Source organism: Lactococcus cremoris subsp. cremoris KW2, assembly GCF_000468955.1.
In the GTDB taxonomy this organism is placed as follows: Bacteria; Bacillota; Bacilli; order Lactobacillales; family Streptococcaceae; genus Lactococcus; species Lactococcus cremoris.
In genome coordinates this window covers 968,636-986,072 of record NC_022369.1, presented here as the reverse complement: position 1 = coordinate 986,072, position 17,437 = coordinate 968,636, and the positions used below count along the sequence as shown (strand labels likewise).

The 17,437-nt window shown below is 36.2% G+C and carries 14 protein-coding genes; all 14 read right to left on the bottom strand.

Going from position 1 to position 17,437, the window contains the following annotated elements:
* Nucleotides 1-155: 155 nt before the first annotated feature.
* On the bottom strand, nucleotides 156-845 hold the full coding sequence (locus KW2_RS04775) for a Crp/Fnr family transcriptional regulator (protein ID WP_021037102.1): 690 nt from the start codon (nucleotides 843-845) through the stop codon (nucleotides 156-158).
* Nucleotides 835-1,374, bottom strand: a complete 540-nt coding sequence (locus tag KW2_RS04770) for a hypothetical protein (protein WP_021037101.1) — start codon at nucleotides 1,372-1,374, stop codon at nucleotides 835-837. Before KW2_RS04770 ends, KW2_RS04775 begins: the two co-directional genes overlap by 11 nt.
* Nucleotides 1,375-1,388: 14 nt before the next feature.
* Entirely contained in the window at nucleotides 1,389-1,616 is a 228-nt protein-coding gene (locus KW2_RS04765) for a heavy-metal-associated domain-containing protein (RefSeq protein ID WP_021037100.1), read from the bottom strand.
* A 69-nt stretch (nucleotides 1,617-1,685) separates the two neighbouring features.
* A complete protein-coding gene (locus KW2_RS04760) occupies nucleotides 1,686-3,548 on the bottom strand; it encodes a heavy metal translocating P-type ATPase (protein WP_021037099.1) in 1,863 nt (620 codons plus the stop codon).
* Nucleotides 3,549-4,181: 633 nt separating this feature from the next.
* The gene (locus KW2_RS04750; RefSeq protein ID WP_021037097.1) at nucleotides 4,182-4,583 is read right to left on the bottom strand and encodes a hypothetical protein; all 402 of its coding nucleotides are present in this window, start codon (nucleotides 4,581-4,583) and stop codon (nucleotides 4,182-4,184) included.
* Nucleotides 4,580-5,911, bottom strand: a complete 1,332-nt coding sequence (locus tag KW2_RS04745; protein WP_021037096.1) for a DUF805 domain-containing protein — start codon at nucleotides 5,909-5,911, stop codon at nucleotides 4,580-4,582. The genes KW2_RS04750 and KW2_RS04745 overlap by 4 nt, the downstream gene beginning before the upstream one ends.
* A gap of 216 nt (nucleotides 5,912-6,127) precedes the next feature.
* Nucleotides 6,128-8,032 carry a PTS fructose transporter subunit IIABC gene (locus tag KW2_RS04740; RefSeq protein WP_015082323.1) on the bottom strand — a complete coding sequence of 635 codons (1,905 nt, stop codon included), beginning with the start codon at nucleotides 8,030-8,032 and terminating at the stop codon, nucleotides 6,128-6,130.
* The gene (gene pfkB / locus KW2_RS04735) at nucleotides 8,032-8,949 is read right to left on the bottom strand and encodes a 1-phosphofructokinase (protein ID WP_021037095.1); all 918 of its coding nucleotides are present in this window, start codon (nucleotides 8,947-8,949) and stop codon (nucleotides 8,032-8,034) included. The genes KW2_RS04740 and pfkB overlap by 1 nt, the downstream gene beginning before the upstream one ends.
* 82 nt (nucleotides 8,950-9,031) lie before the next feature.
* Nucleotides 9,032-9,733 carry a DeoR/GlpR family DNA-binding transcription regulator gene (locus KW2_RS04730; RefSeq protein ID WP_021037094.1) on the bottom strand — a complete coding sequence of 234 codons (702 nt, stop codon included), beginning with the start codon at nucleotides 9,731-9,733 and terminating at the stop codon, nucleotides 9,032-9,034.
* Between the two features lie 121 nt (nucleotides 9,734-9,854).
* Nucleotides 9,855-10,994, bottom strand: coding sequence for a M20 peptidase aminoacylase family protein (locus KW2_RS04725; RefSeq protein ID WP_021037093.1), 1,140 nt, complete (start codon nucleotides 10,992-10,994; stop codon nucleotides 9,855-9,857).
* A gap of 66 nt (nucleotides 10,995-11,060) precedes the next feature.
* Nucleotides 11,061-12,824, bottom strand: a complete 1,764-nt coding sequence (locus tag KW2_RS04720; RefSeq protein ID WP_021037092.1) for an oleate hydratase — start codon at nucleotides 12,822-12,824, stop codon at nucleotides 11,061-11,063.
* 169 nt (nucleotides 12,825-12,993) lie between these two features.
* Nucleotides 12,994-14,838, bottom strand: a complete 1,845-nt coding sequence (locus KW2_RS04715) for a glycosyltransferase family protein (RefSeq protein ID WP_021037091.1) — start codon at nucleotides 14,836-14,838, stop codon at nucleotides 12,994-12,996.
* Between the two features lie 163 nt (nucleotides 14,839-15,001).
* Complete coding sequence (dnaK, locus tag KW2_RS04710) at nucleotides 15,002-16,825, bottom strand: molecular chaperone DnaK (RefSeq protein ID WP_011675956.1); 1,824 nt, start codon at nucleotides 16,823-16,825, stop codon at nucleotides 15,002-15,004.
* A 71-nt stretch (nucleotides 16,826-16,896) separates the two neighbouring features.
* On the bottom strand, nucleotides 16,897-17,436 hold the full coding sequence (gene grpE / locus KW2_RS04705; RefSeq protein WP_011835409.1) for a nucleotide exchange factor GrpE: 540 nt from the start codon (nucleotides 17,434-17,436) through the stop codon (nucleotides 16,897-16,899).
* Nucleotide 17,437 lies beyond the last annotated feature (1 nt).

Sequence of the window (17,437 nt, the reverse complement as noted above, 5' to 3'; positions counted from 1 at the left end):
TTATATCAAAAAACAAGCCCTTTTGTTGATAATCCTCATTGTTTACTTAGGTTTCATTTTTTCATTAAAAATAAAATACTGACAGAATCAATTCGTCAGTATTTTTTTGATTATATTTTTTCCGTCAGTAAATAAATTTACTGACAGAAATTTGTCTAAGCATATTCATCTTCAAGTCTTTCATAATCTAAAATTTTGAAAGATTTTCCGTAATGCTCGACCAATCCCTTCTCTTCTAAGAGACGGAGTTTCCGGCTGATTGTTTCAGGAGTCGTGCCAATAAATGCTGACAAATCCTTCAAAGTCATTGGAATTTGTACATAAGATCCGTCAGTAATTTTAGCCAAATCCAATAAATAGTTAGCAAGACGCATTTCTACAGATTCCATCATCAAAAACTTGGCTTGTTGCTCCGTTTCATTTTGTTTCACAGCGTTCATTTCAAGAAGACGGAGGGAAAGTTGAGGTTTAGCGAGTAAGAGTTCCGTAAAATCGGATTTTCTGACAAAACAAATCATACTATCCGATAGAGCTTCGCCAAATAAGTTTTTATTGACAAGGCCGAAAATAGATTTTTCTCCTTCATATCCACCAGGTTCAATCACTCTTAATAGCTGTTCTTTTCCAGTGGATGAGATTTGATATATTTTTAAACTTCCTTTGGCAACTATTGTCAGAAGTGGCTCTGCCGATGGTTGAATAACCGTTTCACCTTTTTTGACTTTTTTATGTTGAACAATTTCTTCAACTTGAGCAAGCTCATCTGGACTCAAGTCAGAAAAAAGTGGGACTAGCTGGATACAATGGTGGTCACTTAAATGCTCATCAAAATCTTTAATCGTCATCTTCCTCCTCGATAAATTCGCCTATCGTTTTTCCAAGTTCTCCTGCAAAATAGCGAATAATAGACAAATTATAGCCGTAAATCTTGCGAATTACAAGTTCTAAGCTAAATTTTTCTTCCTTTTGTGCTAGTTTAATCGCTCGTCCGATAAATAAATTTTGGTTCTGAAAATCATTGATAAAGTTTTCTATCAATGCTTCATCTGTCCAATACTTGGCTTTGGGGTCATTTTCAATGAATTTATGATTGCTGACAAATTCGTCAAGCGTCGTTGGGACCAATTCATTTTCATCAAGTAACTGGTCAGAAATAAGATAAAACCATTCGTCTTCTTTTAGGGCAATTTCACGAAATTTTATGCGATAATTTGCACTTTTGGCATAAAGTCCTGCCTGCATCAAACTTATTTTTTCATAAAAAATATTAGACAAAACATGACTCAACATCGCACCAGCAGTTGGTTTATGGTGGTCAATCTCAGATTTTTTGACTTCTGCTTCATATTTTTCATCGATACTTACTTCAATCATTCTTCCCTCCTTGCTCAAACTAGCGTAACTTTTGAGCTTTGCACGAGATATCCAAGCTTTTCAACTTTAGTGACCAATTCGTCAGATTTGACGATATTTTCGTCAAACTCAGCTTTGACTTTTGAGGCATTAAACAAAACTTTGGCAGAAATCACTCCCTTTGTCCCAGTCAGGGCCCCTTCGATTTTTGCGAGGCAAGATGGGCAGCTTAGCTCATCAAGTTTCATAATTATTTTAGACATCTTTTTTCCTTCTTTCTTTAACTTTTCTCTTATTTTACCGCTATTCTAATCATAAAAAATTGATTTGTATCAATTAATTTTTTTATTTTTATAAGAAATCAAGCGCATCCCATTTAAAATAACCACCAAAATTGAGGCTTCATGAATAAACATTCCCGTACCCATATTGACAAAATTTGGAACAAATCCTGTCCCACCTAAAATCAAGCTGACAAGTAGAAAAATAACGACAGCAATCGCAAGCCCAATATTTTGACGCATATTTCTCACAGTATTTTTTGCCAATCCGTAAGCCTGAACTAACTCGAAAAAACTAGATTTCATCAACACAACGTCAGACGTTTCAATCGCAATATCTGTACCAGAACCCATGGCAATCCCAATATCGGCAAGGGCAAGCGACGGACTATCATTAATTCCATCACCAATAAAAGCAAGCTTATGTCCTGACGATTTAAATTCACTGACAATTCTTGCTTTATCTTCTGGCAACAGATTCGCATGAACTTCATCAATTCCCAATTCCTTTGCAACATTTCTGGCAGTCACTTCATTATCGCCGGTCAACATCACCATTTTCTTCATTCCATTACGCCTTAGGGCTGTCAGCGCTTTTTTAACATCTGGACGGATTTCGTCAGCAATTCCGTAGATTAATTTGAGCTGACCAGCTTTTGCAACAAGCACGATCGACATCCCTTTTTCTTCTACTTCTCTCAAACTTTGTTTTTGAGAATCTGTCAGTAAAATTTTATGGGCTGTCAGTAATTTTTCATTTCCAATCAATAGGTCATCAGCAATAATTCCCTGACCTTTAATCACATCAAGCTCTTCAATTTTTCCCTTTGTAGCACCACTCCCAATAAACCTGACAATCGCAGTCGCAAGCGGGTGACTAGACTGACTTTCAATCGTAGATATTTTCGTCAGTAAATTTTCGGAAATTTCGCCAAACTCTTTAACTAATACAACCTCTGTTTCGCCTTTTGTCAGTGTTCCTGTTTTATCAAAAAGTAAGGTATCGGTCCGACTAAAAGTGTCCATCACCTCTCCTCCTTTGATCAATAGACCATTTTTCGCTCCATTACCAATCGCAGCAACATTAGATACCGGCGCACCAATCACTAAAGCTCCTGGGCACCCCAATACCAAAATCGTAATGGCAAGCTCCAAATTTTGACTCACGATCCAAGTTAAAATGGCAATCAAAAGCACGACTGGTGTGTAATATTTTGCAAAACGGTCAATAAATTTTTCAGCCGGTGATTTGGTATCTTGCGCTTCTTCAACCAATTCGATGATTTTTCCAAAAGTTGTATCTTCGCCCACTTTTTCAGCAGTCACATAGAGACTTCCATTTACTAAAATACTCCCCGAAAATACTTGCTCGCCACTGTTTTTCTCAATTTCTCGAGACTCTCCTGTGATGGCGGCTTCATTGACAAAAGCAGAACCGCTGTAAACTCGACCATCTACAGGTACTTGACTTCCTGTTTTTATCAGAAGCTTATCGCCTACTTTGACTTTGTCAATATCAATCTCTCTTCCATCCGCAAAAAGCGCTCTTGTCGGCGCCATTTGCGACAGTTCTTTAATTGATGACCGCGTTTTTTCAAGCGTTCTTTTTTCCAGATAAGTTCCGAAAGTAAATAAGAAAGTTACGATGGCAGATTCTTCAAATTCTCTAATGAAAATCGCACCCACTACCGCAATCGTAACCAACAAGTCAATTGAAATTTGTTTGAATTTTAAAGCCTGATAAGCGTGGATTCCAATCGGTAACCCACCCAAAATTGAAGCGATGAGCATTGTTAAATTCCAAGCTAATTCATTAGCAAAAACATATTTCCCCAAGAAACCAAACCCAATCAATATTGCTGATGCCAGCATCAAGCGATTTGCATTTTTTTGTAACCATTTTTGAAAAGCCATTTCCCAATCATCCTTTTATTTTTATAATTACAGTATAGTTCAAAAACAAAAGAATAAAATTGATTTCTGTCAATAAAAAAACTAGCAAAAAATTGCTAGTATTCAAAAATAGAATGCCGTAAATAATCGAATTTTAAGGACTATTCCAAAAACCTATTATTTCTATAAGGATAATAACAATACTTAATCCCAAAGTTAAAACAGATAGCCAGTAATTGCTATTGTGCCAACTTTTTCTATAATGTACGACAAGATAAAAAGAAATCGCAATTAGCAGATAAGGAATCACTAAATAAAAAATTAAAAGAAGGATGATTAAATTTGTCAGTAAATACTGTGAAAAATATATGCCGAGCATACTAAGGATATAGAGAAGACCAGCAATTCGGAAGTAAATTTTAAAACGCCCTCGATAAACGGTAAAGTCAAAATTATTTAGAAGACAAGACAAAAGCAACAAGAGTAAAATTAAAAGATAAAGAAAAATTTCAAGCACAATCATTTTCTTACTACCTTTCTATCAGAAATATTTGATGGTAGCGCAGATATTTTTTGAAGTGCACTACATACTCCATTTCCGCTTTTAAAATTTCGTTTCATTATTTGATTATTTCTCATTTCGTGTACAAAAAATCACAATGAACCAACAAACCAAAAGAAACCATCCATAATTAATAACAAATTGACAAATCCATTGATAGCAACCAAAATATAACCCAGACGCTTGCGCTCGTGAAAATATCTTTTCAAAATAGCAATCGCATTCCAAAGAAATAAAAAGGGGGCACACAGATAAAATAAAATTAGAATTGCCATCAAATAATCCGTCAAGGTCATAGAATTAGACGCATTTCCAGTTAAAGAAACATAATTTGCTAGAAAAGTCACTGCATATACAGCCCCACCTATCTTGAAAAGTCTTTGATAAAATTTTGCCTGTTCTCCTGTAAAATTATAATTTGTGAAAAAATATAAAAGAATAAGGATAATTGGTAAAACAAAAGCGGCACAGTAAACAATATCATCAACTATCATGGATTAACCTCCAATCCGCGCTTCATCGCATGATATGTTTTGGGCATATGTTGAAAAGTGCTACAAGCAGCATTTAGATTTTTACAAAATTTTTGTTCGTTGCCAAATCTAATATCATCTCTGCGACAATGCGTTAAATATGTCCCAGCATTCCCATTTACAATGTAATAACAATCACTTTGATAAAAGTCAATCATAAACTGTCTGTTTGTAAAATGATTTATCAAATTTCCATTATGGTGGATACCATCCGACTTTGGCCCATTAAAGTCATTGCAATTAACTCTCCGATTAGTTACCTTTCCCACATAGTTTCTGGGCAACATAAGATTAGTAAGTGGTTCAAAATTCGAGGTTTCCGACATATTACTCGTCGGCATTGTTTGTTCCTGACTAGTATCCATTTGAGAAATAGCTTCATTTACATTCATTGTTTGCTTGACAGTCACATTTTGTGTTTTTTCTTTATCAACTTTTACCGTACCGGCTCCGGCCGTTGGTGCAATTATCTTTTCACCACCAGAGTCAACGACAGGTGTGGTCACCGCCGCGTGTGTCCCCGCAGGCAAAGTCGTCTCAACCTGTCCTTGTGCATTCGCTTGATAATTTTTTCCATTAACCGTGATGTCAGAGCCCTCAGGCGCTGTTTTTCTCGTTAAAGACAAACCGTCTGATGACACAACCCAGCCGTCTTGCCCATAAAGACTGATAATTTCCTGTCTATCTTGCGCAGACATGGTAGAAATATCCAGTTTTTGTGTAATCTCTGTACTTACAACTAGATTTGCTTGTGGCAACCCTTGCACGATATGCTCCGCCTTAGCCGGTAAGTTGACCACACTAAATCCCACAAGGGCAATCAGTCCAATAGCGATAATCAATAAGCCCTGACTTTGAGAAAGAGAACTTATACGCCCCTTTTTTGACGGCATGAGAGCTAGTCCAAGAAAAGCCAAAAACAAAATATCTGAAACTATCTCGGCAGGAAAATTATTAAATCCTCCCAAAATACTACTAACTGGAGAAAGGAGCCAAATCCATGGATTTAGCCCTGCATCTCGAAAGCGCCTAATCCCAAGATTTGATGTTGGAATGAGCGTCGCGAGCGACCACAAAATAAGCAAACTTCCGAAAATATAAGTTGCAACATTGAAGCCCTCAAAGTCAAACGACAATACGACTGCGGCCCCTGTTGTAACTATACATAACAAGATGAGTGTGAGCGCAATGGCTAGATTCATAATAAAAACCCACCAAAAACTCTTACGTGTCGTACGCCCCGACCAATTAAAATATTGTTTCCAATATTCGATGTAGACTTGAATCATAATGATTACCTTTGTTTGTAGCAATAAGTATCTTACACTTTTGTTGAGCAAACGCTCTCTTTAGTTTGATAAGCTTATTATAACTCTATTAATTTCCATTGTAAACTTATTTTACAAAATAATTTCATTTTGATGTACTTTATAACATCACAGATATATTATATAGAATAAATAAAAAAGAAGCGGGATTATCCGCTTCTTTCATTTTCTTAAATTTTATTTAGCTTTTTTCAAAGCTCCAAATAATAGGCCTGAAACAATTGCTCCAATCAAGATGAACAAGAGATAAAGTAACGGGTTATTAGTCAAAGCAAGTACGAAGACTCCACCATGTGGTGCCATCAATTTAATATTGGCCATACCAGTCAAACCACCGGCTACTGCTGCTCCAATCATAAATGATGGAATTGCGCGTGCTGGGTCGGCTGCGCCAAATGGAATTGACCCTTCAGTGATGAATGAAAGCCCCATCACAATGTTTGTCAAACCAGCATTACGTTCTTCTTTGGTAAATTTATTTTTAAACAAGATAACAGCTACTGTAGTTGCGAGTGGTGGAACCATCCCACCAGCCATAACTGCTGCCATTGTTACTGAACCACCAGTTGAAACCGTTGCTGCTAAAGTACCAGTTGCAAAGATATAAGCAGCTTTGTTGATTGGACCACCAAGGTCAATAGCCATCATTCCACCAACAACTAGACCAAGAACAAGGGCAGATGCTCCTGATAAGCTTGCTAAGAAGTTAGAAAGTCCAGTATTAATTGCAGCCATTGGAATATTGACAAAAAGCATTAGGAAACCTGTGATAAATGTTCCAACTAATGGATAAATCAAGATAGCTTTAATCCCATCAAGTGAACGTGGAAGTTTTGCGAAGACTTTACGAAGAAGGATAATCACTCCACCAGCAAGGAAACCACCAACCAAGGCGCCTAAGAAACCTGACGGAATCATTTTAGCAGGGTCTAAATGACCAAAAGCCAAACCAGATGATGCCATCGAACCAGCGACAAAACCAGCAACTAAACCAGGCTTATCAGCGATTGAGTTTGCAATGAAACCGGCTAAAACAGGTAACATAAAGGCAAAAGCCGCGCCCCCAACATTTTTAAAGTAAGCAGCTAAAGGATGATAAACTCCAAGGTTGGCCAATTGACTTTGAGGAACTCCCATCGCTTGGTCAATCAAGAAAGCAAGAGCGATAAGAATCCCACCTCCGACAACGAATGGAAGCATTGCAGAAACACCACCCATTAAGTGTTTATAGAAAGCTTTACCTAAGCCACCAGATGATTCTTCTTTTACTTCATCCGTTCCATCTGCTTCATAGATTGGTGCATTTCCTGAAAGCGCACGATTAATTAACTCTTCCGTATCTCGAATGGCGTGTGCAACTGGAACTTGAACCATTTCTTTACCAGCAAAACGATTCATTTCGACTTTTTTATCCGCAGCTACGATAACAGCATCAGCTTTTTGAATATCAGCTGAAGTTAATTTATTATCAATTCCACGCGCACCATTGGTTTCAACCTTAATTCCAACACCCATTTCCAAGGCTTGTTTTTTAAGTGCTTCTTCAGCCATGTAAGTATGGGCAATTCCTGTTGTACATGCTGTTACAGCTACAATATAATGTTCAGCATTTTCAAGAGTTGCAACTTCTTCTTGTTTTTCAGAAAAGAGTTGAATGACTTCGCGTGGGTATTCAACTTTTCTCAAACGGTCTTGGAAACCGTCTTTAAGAAGATAAGTGGAAAGTTGTGCCAAAGCTTCTAAGTGAGTATCATTAGCACCATCTGGGGCTGCAATCATAAAGAAAAGATTGACAGGTTGACCATCTAATGCCGCGTAATCAACACCAGTTTTTGATTTTGCAAATAGAACAACCGGTTCATTAACAGCGGTATTTTTACTGTGAGGCATGGCAATCCCGTCACCAAGTCCAGTTGAAGTTTGCGCTTCACGTGCCATAATTCCTGCTTTAAAAGTTGCAAAATCACTGACATAACCTTCAGAAACTAATTTATTGACCATTTCATCAATAACAGCTTCTTTGCTAGTTGCTTGGAGGTCAAGAATCATAACCTCTGTTTTTAATAAATCTTTAATTTCCATCATTTCACCTCTGAAATATTAACTTTTTTATAAATATCTTCCAAAAATGCTCGGCTTGGCATATCATCTGAGAATGCCTTTGAAGTTCCGCAAGCAATCGCTTGTCTGAATGCTAAGAGTGGATCTTTAGATTGACTATATTCGGCCAAAAATCCTGCAACAGTCGAATCACCAGCTCCAATAGAATTTCTTAATTCTCCCTTAATCCCTTGAGCAAAATAAACTTTCTCATTTGTAAAGAGGAGTGCTCCATCTCCAGCCATTGAAACAATAACATTTTGAGCACCCATGTCTAATAGTTTTTTACCATAAGGTATAATTTGCTCATTATTTTCAAAGCTTGTCCCAAAAATCGCTTCTAATTCTTCACGATTTGGTTTGATAAGCAAGGGATGTGCTGGGAGCGAATCAAGTAGTTTTTGACCATCAACATCCATAACGAATGTTGCCCCGCAATCTTGTACTTTTTCAATCAAACGCTCATAGAAATCTTCACCTAAAGTTTTAGGAATTGTTCCCGCAAAAACGACAATATCATTTGGGGTCAAATGATTAAATTTTTCAAGAAAATCCTTGATTTCTTTTTCTTCAAGTTTCGGTCCACTAGCATCTAGGCTGGTTTCATTTTCTTGACTCTTAAGTTTCACATTAATTCTAGTCAAATCTGCTATTTCTGTAAAATCTGAATCAATTTGATTCTCATTTAAAAAATCTTTAATATATTGACCAGAAAAACCACCTAGAAATCCCAAAGCCTTGCTCTCGGCTCCTAGAAGACTGAGCATGCGGCTTTCCATAATTCCTTTACCACCTGCTGAAATCTGTGTTTTTCCTGTTCTGTTAACCTCACCCAGTGATAAAGACTCATAGTTCATGAAGTAGTCAAGCGCTGGATTGAGTGTTACTGTATAAATCATAGTTCTCCTTTTATTTAAGACGTAAGTTTGAAATATTAACATTTAGTGAAATCTTTTCACTTTTATTCATAAAAAACATACTCTAATTATTCTCGGTAATTAATTCAACCTCTTCAGAATTAGCAAATTTTACGAAACTCATTTGGCCTAATTTGGAAGAGTCAGCCAAAACATAAGCATTCTGACTTTGTTTAACCGCTAATCCTTTAATTGCTGCTTCTTCATGGTCTGGCGTCATTGCGCCATGCTTGGTATCAAAACCGTTCGCACCCACAAAGGCCACATTAAATTGATAGGCAGATAGTTGTTCCAAGGCCTGACTTCCAATGATTGCATCTGTTACCTTTTTCACTCGACCACCGAGTAAATAAACAATCAATCGGTCATCTGTCAATTTTGCTAAATGCGTGACAGAGTTAGTTACAATCGTTAGATAAAGATGTGATTGATTGATAAGTTCTGCTAAAAGACCAGTTGTTGTTCCAGCATCTAGAAAGACAATATCTCCGTCTTTAATTTTTGATAAGGCAATTTGCGCGATTTCTTCTTTTTCTTGAATGTTTTTGGACGTTTTTTCAGAAATACTTAACTCTTCTGATAAATCCTGTGTAAGTTCGGCTCCACCATGGACCCGCCTTAAACTCTTTTCTTTCTCCAATTCATTCAAATCACGCCTAAGTGTTGAAATAGAGCAATCCATCAGGGTGAGAAGTTCTTCTATTGTTGCTCTCCTATTTATTTTTAGATAGTCAACAATCCTTTTTTTTCTTTCATTTGCTAACATTTCCATCTCCTGAATTCGTTTACAAAAATTATTATAACACCTTTATCTTTCAAAATCAATCATTAACTATCATTTTCTTTCAAAAAAGTTCAAAAATAAAAAACCGTTCAAAAATACGGCTTTATTTAAGATATTCGAGTAAGTGCTGAGCAGATTGTATGTAGTATTCAACAGCAACTTTTAATGCCTCATCTTGGACAAGCATATCAGGAAAGTGAAGTCCAGAAGCCTCTGGTCCATTTGAACCAATAAATGCAAAGAAACTTGGTGCTTGTTTTTGATAATTAGCAAAATCTTCCCCAGCACTCGAAGGTTCAGGATAAATCACTTTATCGTACCATTGTTCTGTTCTCTGCCTGATTTGTTCTGTCAGGTCAAAATCGTTAAAGGTCGGTTCTGCTTCCATAAGCCACTTAATTTCTACTTGAACATCATACGCTTTTGCGGTTGCTTCAATAATTTCGCTAAACCTTCTTTTAGTCAAAGTCCGCACTTCATTCTCAAACGTTCTTATTGTCCCTTCTAATCTGGCATTATTTGGTAAGACATTCCAAGTATTGCCCGATTCAATATGGGTTATTGAGACTACCGCCGTTTTTTGAGGTGAAATATTTCTGGATACAATTTGTTGGAGATTTTGGACAATTGCAGAGCTGGCTAAAATAGGGTCTCTTCCTTCTTGAGGATACGCTGCATGACTTCCTTGTCCTTTAACAATAATTTCGAATCGTTCGACTGCAGCCATGACCCCTCCTTCGCGCAATCCAATGAGTCCGGTTGGTAAAGTTGGCATATTATGATAACCCAAAAAAGCTTGTACATCTGATAGTAGACCGGTTTGTAAAACTTGCTTAGCCCCTTCACCGATTTCTTCAGCAGGTTGAAATATAAGTTTTATTGTCCCTTTTAACTCCTGCTCCTGTTTTTTTAATAATTGAGCTGCACCAAGGAGGCTTGTCATATGCAAATCATGACCACAAGCATGCATTGCTCCTTTATTTTTAGATTCAAACTCTAGACCTGTTTCTTCTAAAATTGGTAGGGCATCAATATCTGCTCTCAATGCAATCACTGGTTTTCCAGAACCTATTTTGGCAACAAGTCCTGTTTTTAAGTTACTTTCTAGTATCTCGATTTGCCAGTCTAATAATTTTTCACGAATGAACTTTGTAGTTTCGAATTCTTCTTCTGATACTTCAGGGTGAGCATGAAGGTAATGACGAATCTCAACAAGTTCCTTATATAATTTTTCTTTAATCATAAAAATAATTGTAGCAAAAATAGCGAAGCATTAGACTTCGCTATTTCTATTGACCCCATTTAAATTTTAAATCAATCCAGCCTCTTCTAAAATTTCTTCAAGATAGGTTCCTTTGAGTTTTTTGAGACCAACTTTCAAAGCTTGTTTCTTGATGAATGACAAATCCAAATCTTCTAATTTTTGTTTATCTGATAGATAGTAGACTGAACTAGCCAAAGTTCGTAAATCATAAGCTGAAGCATACACTTCAGGAATTCCTCGATCAACATTCAATAATTGATATACAGCTTCCATGGCTGTTCTTACTGAATATTCTGTAGTAAAAACGGTATCGCGGGCTGTTTCAGCAAAATTACCTAGAAAAGCTAAATTTACTGATTGTTCAGGTACAACAAGTGGGCGGTCACCGGGTTCACGAAGCATGAAATATGAAGTAATGAAAGGCATATAAACTGGAATTGTATTGGTATTTTCTTTCACAAATGCTTCAATCTCGTCTTCTGGCAACCCTAAATGATAGAGTAATTCTTGAGTAATTTCTTCACCTGTACAATCTTCAATAGGTTTTTTGATATAATTCCCGGGTGTATTTGAAAGAAGACCATAGACCCAAGTGACTGATTCTTCGTCATTTTGTTCCTTAAAGTGAGGTTGGCGGTGTGTTGTAAATGAAAGTAACCAATTTGAATCTTTTACAGTAATGATACCACCTGTCACTACTTTTCCTGAACGTAATTGACGATGTGTTAATTTTTCAAAATAAGGTTGGATTTTCAAATTTTTCCAAGTAACAGTTGCTGACACAACCCAAGCTTCTTTAGGAATATCCTTACAAAAAACATCTGGATGTCCGAATTCTTCTGATTGTTTAGCCAAATTTTGCCAAAGTTTCCAAGAGCCACCTAATTCATTTGTTTTTGGTGCAGCTTGTGTTGGCGAACCTTGTGTTGAACTTTCAGTAATTGAACCATTTGTAACAAAAACCAAGTCATTTTCTGTCAGTTCTATTGTTTTTTTGTCAGCAAAAATAATGGACTTAGCGACTTTTTTACCATTTGAAAAATCAACTTCAACATTTTCGACTTGAGCACCATATTTAAAATCGACGCCATGTTCTTTCAGATATGAAAGTAATGGTTTAACAAGGGATTCATATTGATTATATTTCGTGAATTTTAGAGCTGAAAAATCAGGCAATCCTTTAATATGATGAATAAATCTCATGATATAACGACGCATTTCAATGGCTGAATGCCATTTTTCAAAAGCAAACATTGAGCACCAGTAAAGCCAGAAATTTGATTCGAAAAATTCGTCAGTAAAACAATCTTCAATGGTTTTGCCCACAAGTAATTCTTCTTTTGTCATAAATAATTTGACAATTTCTTCTTGGGCCTTCGGACTTAATGTAAATTTCCCGTCATCATCCGCTCGTTCACCACGATTATGAATAATCCGACAATTAGATGAATTAGGGTCATCACGGTCAATACGATAAAATTCGTCTAAAACAGACGCATTGTCTACTTCTAGAGATGGAACTGAGCGGAATAAATCCCAAAGACATTCAAAATGATTTTCCATTTCACGACCACCACGTACAACAAAGCCATCATGTGGAATAAATGAACCGTCTAAGGAGCCACCTGACAAAGGTAATTCTTCTAAAATATGAATACGGTCACCAGACATCTGACCATCACGAATTAAAAATACTGCTGTTGCAAGGCCAGCAAGACCTGCCCCAATGATATAAGCTGATTTTCCATCAACATTTTCTGGTTTTCTTGGGTGAACGAAAGCTTCATAATTTCCATTTGTATAACGCATAATAATTAACCTCCTCGAATTCTAAACAACATATTTCGGCTAAAATTTTAGCCTTTCTTTTTTAATTCTCCTCCAATCTCTTACTAATTTCATCATAGTACAAGAGTAAAACGATTGCAAGAATCTGAAACGTTTCTTGGACACCTTGTCCATTTTGTCCATTTTCTTATTATTTATCTTTGGATAATTTCCTTTTTATGAAAGTTTTAGTGATAAGAATTATCAGCAGGCTAACAAATGTCAAAAGTGATAAAAGTCCGCCATATTTTGTTGCTGAACTCATTGCGAAGTAGGAATAAATTTTCCCCGAAAACTTTGCGGGGACTTTTATTTCTAGAAATCCATTTTTAGAAATTTGGCTTGTGAGCTTTATTTTTTTATTTCCCTCTTTCGTAAAGGCGATAAATCCTTTGTAATAAATTTCTGGTATTTCAACACTAGCACTTTTTGAACCAGTTGTCGCTGTAAAAGTGACATGTGAGCCTTTTTTACTATAGTCTGATATCTGAATGCTTTTTGCAAGCCCCTCTGGGAGTTTTCCTCTTTGACTCAAATATGTCATCGCTTGATTGCGCATTCCATAGACATTCTTATCTTTATAAAATTGTTGAATAGTCTTTTCATAAGGTTGATTATGGCTTCCAATAACTTGGGGTAAATATTCACCAATAGCAATAGAATCCGGGTTTTCCATATAATTAAAGGGAGTTTTATTTAATAAACTTTGAGCAGAAGCAAATAATGGTTGAGAACCTTTTTGGATTCGATTTCTAAATTCAGTAAACCCTAGGATTGAAAAAATGACTAATAAACCGATTGTCAGATAATAAGAAGTTTTTCCTGAAATTTTGTCCAATAAGATGGGCAATATTAATACGAGGCTGAGAGCAGAAAATAGTCCAAAAAGAGTTGAAAACCTTGCTGGATCTTGAACAATCGTAAAAACAGAAAATAGTTTCCAAGGAAATATCGGAAGTTGCATCAAAACCAAGACTAATGAAAAACAGGAGAAAATCAAGCTATACTTGGCATTAGTTTTCTTGAAATTTATCAGAGAAAAAATAAAAATAAATAGTATAATAAAAACAAATAGAAGAGAAGGAAATTTATAATATGAAAATTCAATTTTATAAATTGGCTCCCATTTCCCTTGAAAATAAGCAATATTATTCCAACCAAAACTACGAGAAAAATCTGAATTAGAAACGTTATAGATTCCAGATTTCAAATTCTCCAATAAAGGAAATAAGAAAAATGCTGACAGCCCAATTGCCGAAATCACTGACAGAAATCCCAGACCAATGATTTTTATATTTTCTTTCAAATTCCGTTTTTTTATTAGCAAAAAGAGAAGATATAATAATACAAAGGGAAGAGTACAAATCGTGGTCACTGTATGTGAAAGAGGTAAGCCTGCTGCCCCAAAAGCTACCATTAAAAAGGCAACAAAGCTCCGTTTATTAAACATTTTGGTCATTCCCCAAAACAAGAGGATTACAAATAAAAGAGCAAGAGGTTGGCTAGGGTTGGCATAATAATAAAGATTGATATATGTTGAATTCGAAAATGTAAAAAGGGCAACTGCCAATAAGCCAAATAATTTACTATTAGTATGGTCTTTTAATAGAAAACTCGAAAAATTAAAAATTAAAACACCTGATATAAAAAGGCATAAACTATAAAAAAGGGCAAAGGATAGTGACCATGACCTGACAATAAATTTAATGACAGAAATAAAATAAGTTGGAAGTGGACCATAAAATTCATTCCAGGCATATCCAAAACCACTTAAAGCATCTGGATCAAATTGCGGAATTACTTGTCCATCTTTTAATGCACTAATTGTTGACATCGCCCTTGCATAATTAAATGCAAAATCATTTCCAGCATGAAAATTTCCTCTATAAAAAGGGAAGGTTGCTAATATAGTAATAAAAAGAATAATGATATAAAATACAAAATTGTATTTTTTGAAATTCTCTAATTCTTGCCCTCTTTTTTCTAATCTTTCCATCTATTATTTCTCCTAAAATTTAATCCTAATCTTGTCCAATTATATCATATTACTCAATTCGTCCCTATGTCAAAATAAACAAAAAATCCACTGACAGCTTGTCAGTGAATCCTTTTAAACATAAAAAAAGTACTGACGAAACGATCAGTACTTTTTTAAAATATTATTTGCTTTCTTCAAAGTCGCCATCAAATGTATTAGCATCTTTTGGTCCTTCTTGAGCATCTGTTGCTTCACCCGCTTCTCCTTGAGCTGCGTTTGCTTGTTCATAAAGTTTTACAGCAAGATTTTGAGCGATTTCAGAAAGTGCTTCTGATTTAGCTTTGATATCATCAATATCTTCACCTTCAAGCGCTTTTTTGAGTTCTTCTTTAGCGTCTTCGGCTTTTTTAACTTCAGCTTCTTCAACTTTTCCTTCAAGGTCTTTCAAAGTTTTTTCAGTTTGGAAAACTAAAGCGTCAGCTTCGTTACGTGTATCAACTTCTTCTTTACGTTTTGCGTCAGCGTCAGCATTTGCTTCGGCGTCTTTCATCATTTTATCAATTTCTTCATCAGAAAGACCTGAGTTTGATTTGATAACAATTGTTTGTTCTTTTTGTGTGCCAAGGTCTTTAGCTTTAACAGAAACAATACCATTTTTATCAATATCAAAAGTTACTTCGATTTGTGGAATTCCACGTGGTGCTGCAGGGATATCTGTCAATTGGAAACGACCCAAAGTTTTGTTATCAGCGGCCATTGGACGTTCACCTTGGAGGACGTGAATATCAACAGCTGGTTGATTATCAGCGGCAGTTGAGAAGACTTGTGATTTAGAAGTTGGGATAGTTGTGTTACGGTCAATCAATTTTGTGAAGACTCCACCCATTGTTTCAATACCAAGTGACAATGGAGTAACATCAAGAAGGACAACGTCTTTAACGTCACCAGTGATGACACCACCTTGAATTGCGGCACCCATAGCAACAACTTCATCAGGGTTTACTGATTTATTTGGTTCTTTGTTTGTTTCATGACGAACAAGTTCAACAACAGCAGGAATACGAGTTGAACCACCAACTAAGAGGACTTCATCAATATCAGAAGTTGACAAACCAGCATCAGAAAGGGCTTGACGAACTGGTTGACGTGTCGCTTCAACAAGATCATGTGTCAATTCATCAAATTTAGCACGAGTTAAAGCCATTTCCAAGTGAAGAGGTCCGGCAGCTCCTGCTGTGATAAATGGTAAGCTGATTTGAGTTGTTGTTACACCTGAAAGGTCTTTTTTCGCTTTTTCAGCAGCATCTTTCAAACGTTGCAAAGCCATTTTGTCTTGACCAAGGTCGATTCCGTTTTCTTTCTTGAATTCGGCAACCATCCAGTCAATGATTTTTTGGTCAAAGTCATCACCACCAAGTTTGTTGTTACCAGCAGTTGCAAGAACATCAAAGACACCATCGCCAAGTTCAAGGATTGAAACGTCGAATGTCCCACCACCAAGGTCAAAGACAAGGATTTTTTCATCTTTATCTGTTTTATCAAGACCATATGCAAGAGCTGCGGCAGTTGGTTCGTTAACGATACGTTCTACTTCAAGACCAGCAATTTTACCAGCATCTTTAGTTGCTTGACGTTGAGCGTCATTGAAGTAAGCAGGAACAGTGATAACTGCTTTTTCAACTTTTTCGCCAAGGTAGCTTTCAGCTGTTGCTTTCAAGTTTTGAAGAATCATTGCTGAAATTTCTTGTGGTGTATATTCTTTACCATTTGCAGAAACTTTTTCAGATGTTCCCATTTTTGATTTGATAGAAATGATTGTTTCTGGATTTGTTACTGCTTGACGTTTTGCAGCATCACCAACAATGATTTCACCATTTTTAAATGCAACTACTGATGGAGTTGTGCGATTTCCTTCTGGATTTGGAATAATTTTTGATTCAGTTCCTTCAAGAACTGCGACTGCTGAGTTAGTTGTACCAAGGTCAATACCGATAATTTTAGACATATTTTAAATCTCCTTTATTTCTTTTACTTATGAATAGTTTAAAGACTTTGCGGTCAATATTTTTTATTAAATTATTGTGCTACAACAACCATTGCAGGACGTAGTAAACGTTCGTGAAGTTGGTAGCCTTTTTGGAAGACTTGCACAATGCTGTCAGCTGGATGTTCGTCATCAGCTGGAACAGTTTGAACAGCCATGTGAAGGTTATGGTCGAAACTTTCATAAGAAACTTCTTCAACCCCTTCTTCTTTAAGGGCTGAAATTAAACTTTCTTGTACCATTTCAAGCCCTTTTTTAACATCATCTGTCAAACCTTCAACAGCAAGTGCACGTTCAAGGTTATCTAATGAAGACAAGATTTTTTTTGCTAAATCTTGCGAGCGATACTTGACAAGTTGTAAACGTTCTTCATTTCCGCGACGTTGCACATTTTGCATTTCAGCAGAAACACGAAGGAATTTATTTTCCCACTCAGTTGCTAACTTTTGCGCTTCATCAAGTTCATTGATTTCTTCTTCAACGATATCTTCAAGCGCTTCTTCTGTTAACTCCTCAGTCACTTCTTCATCAACTTTTTCGTTTTTGATTTCTTCTTTAGTTTCTTCGGACATA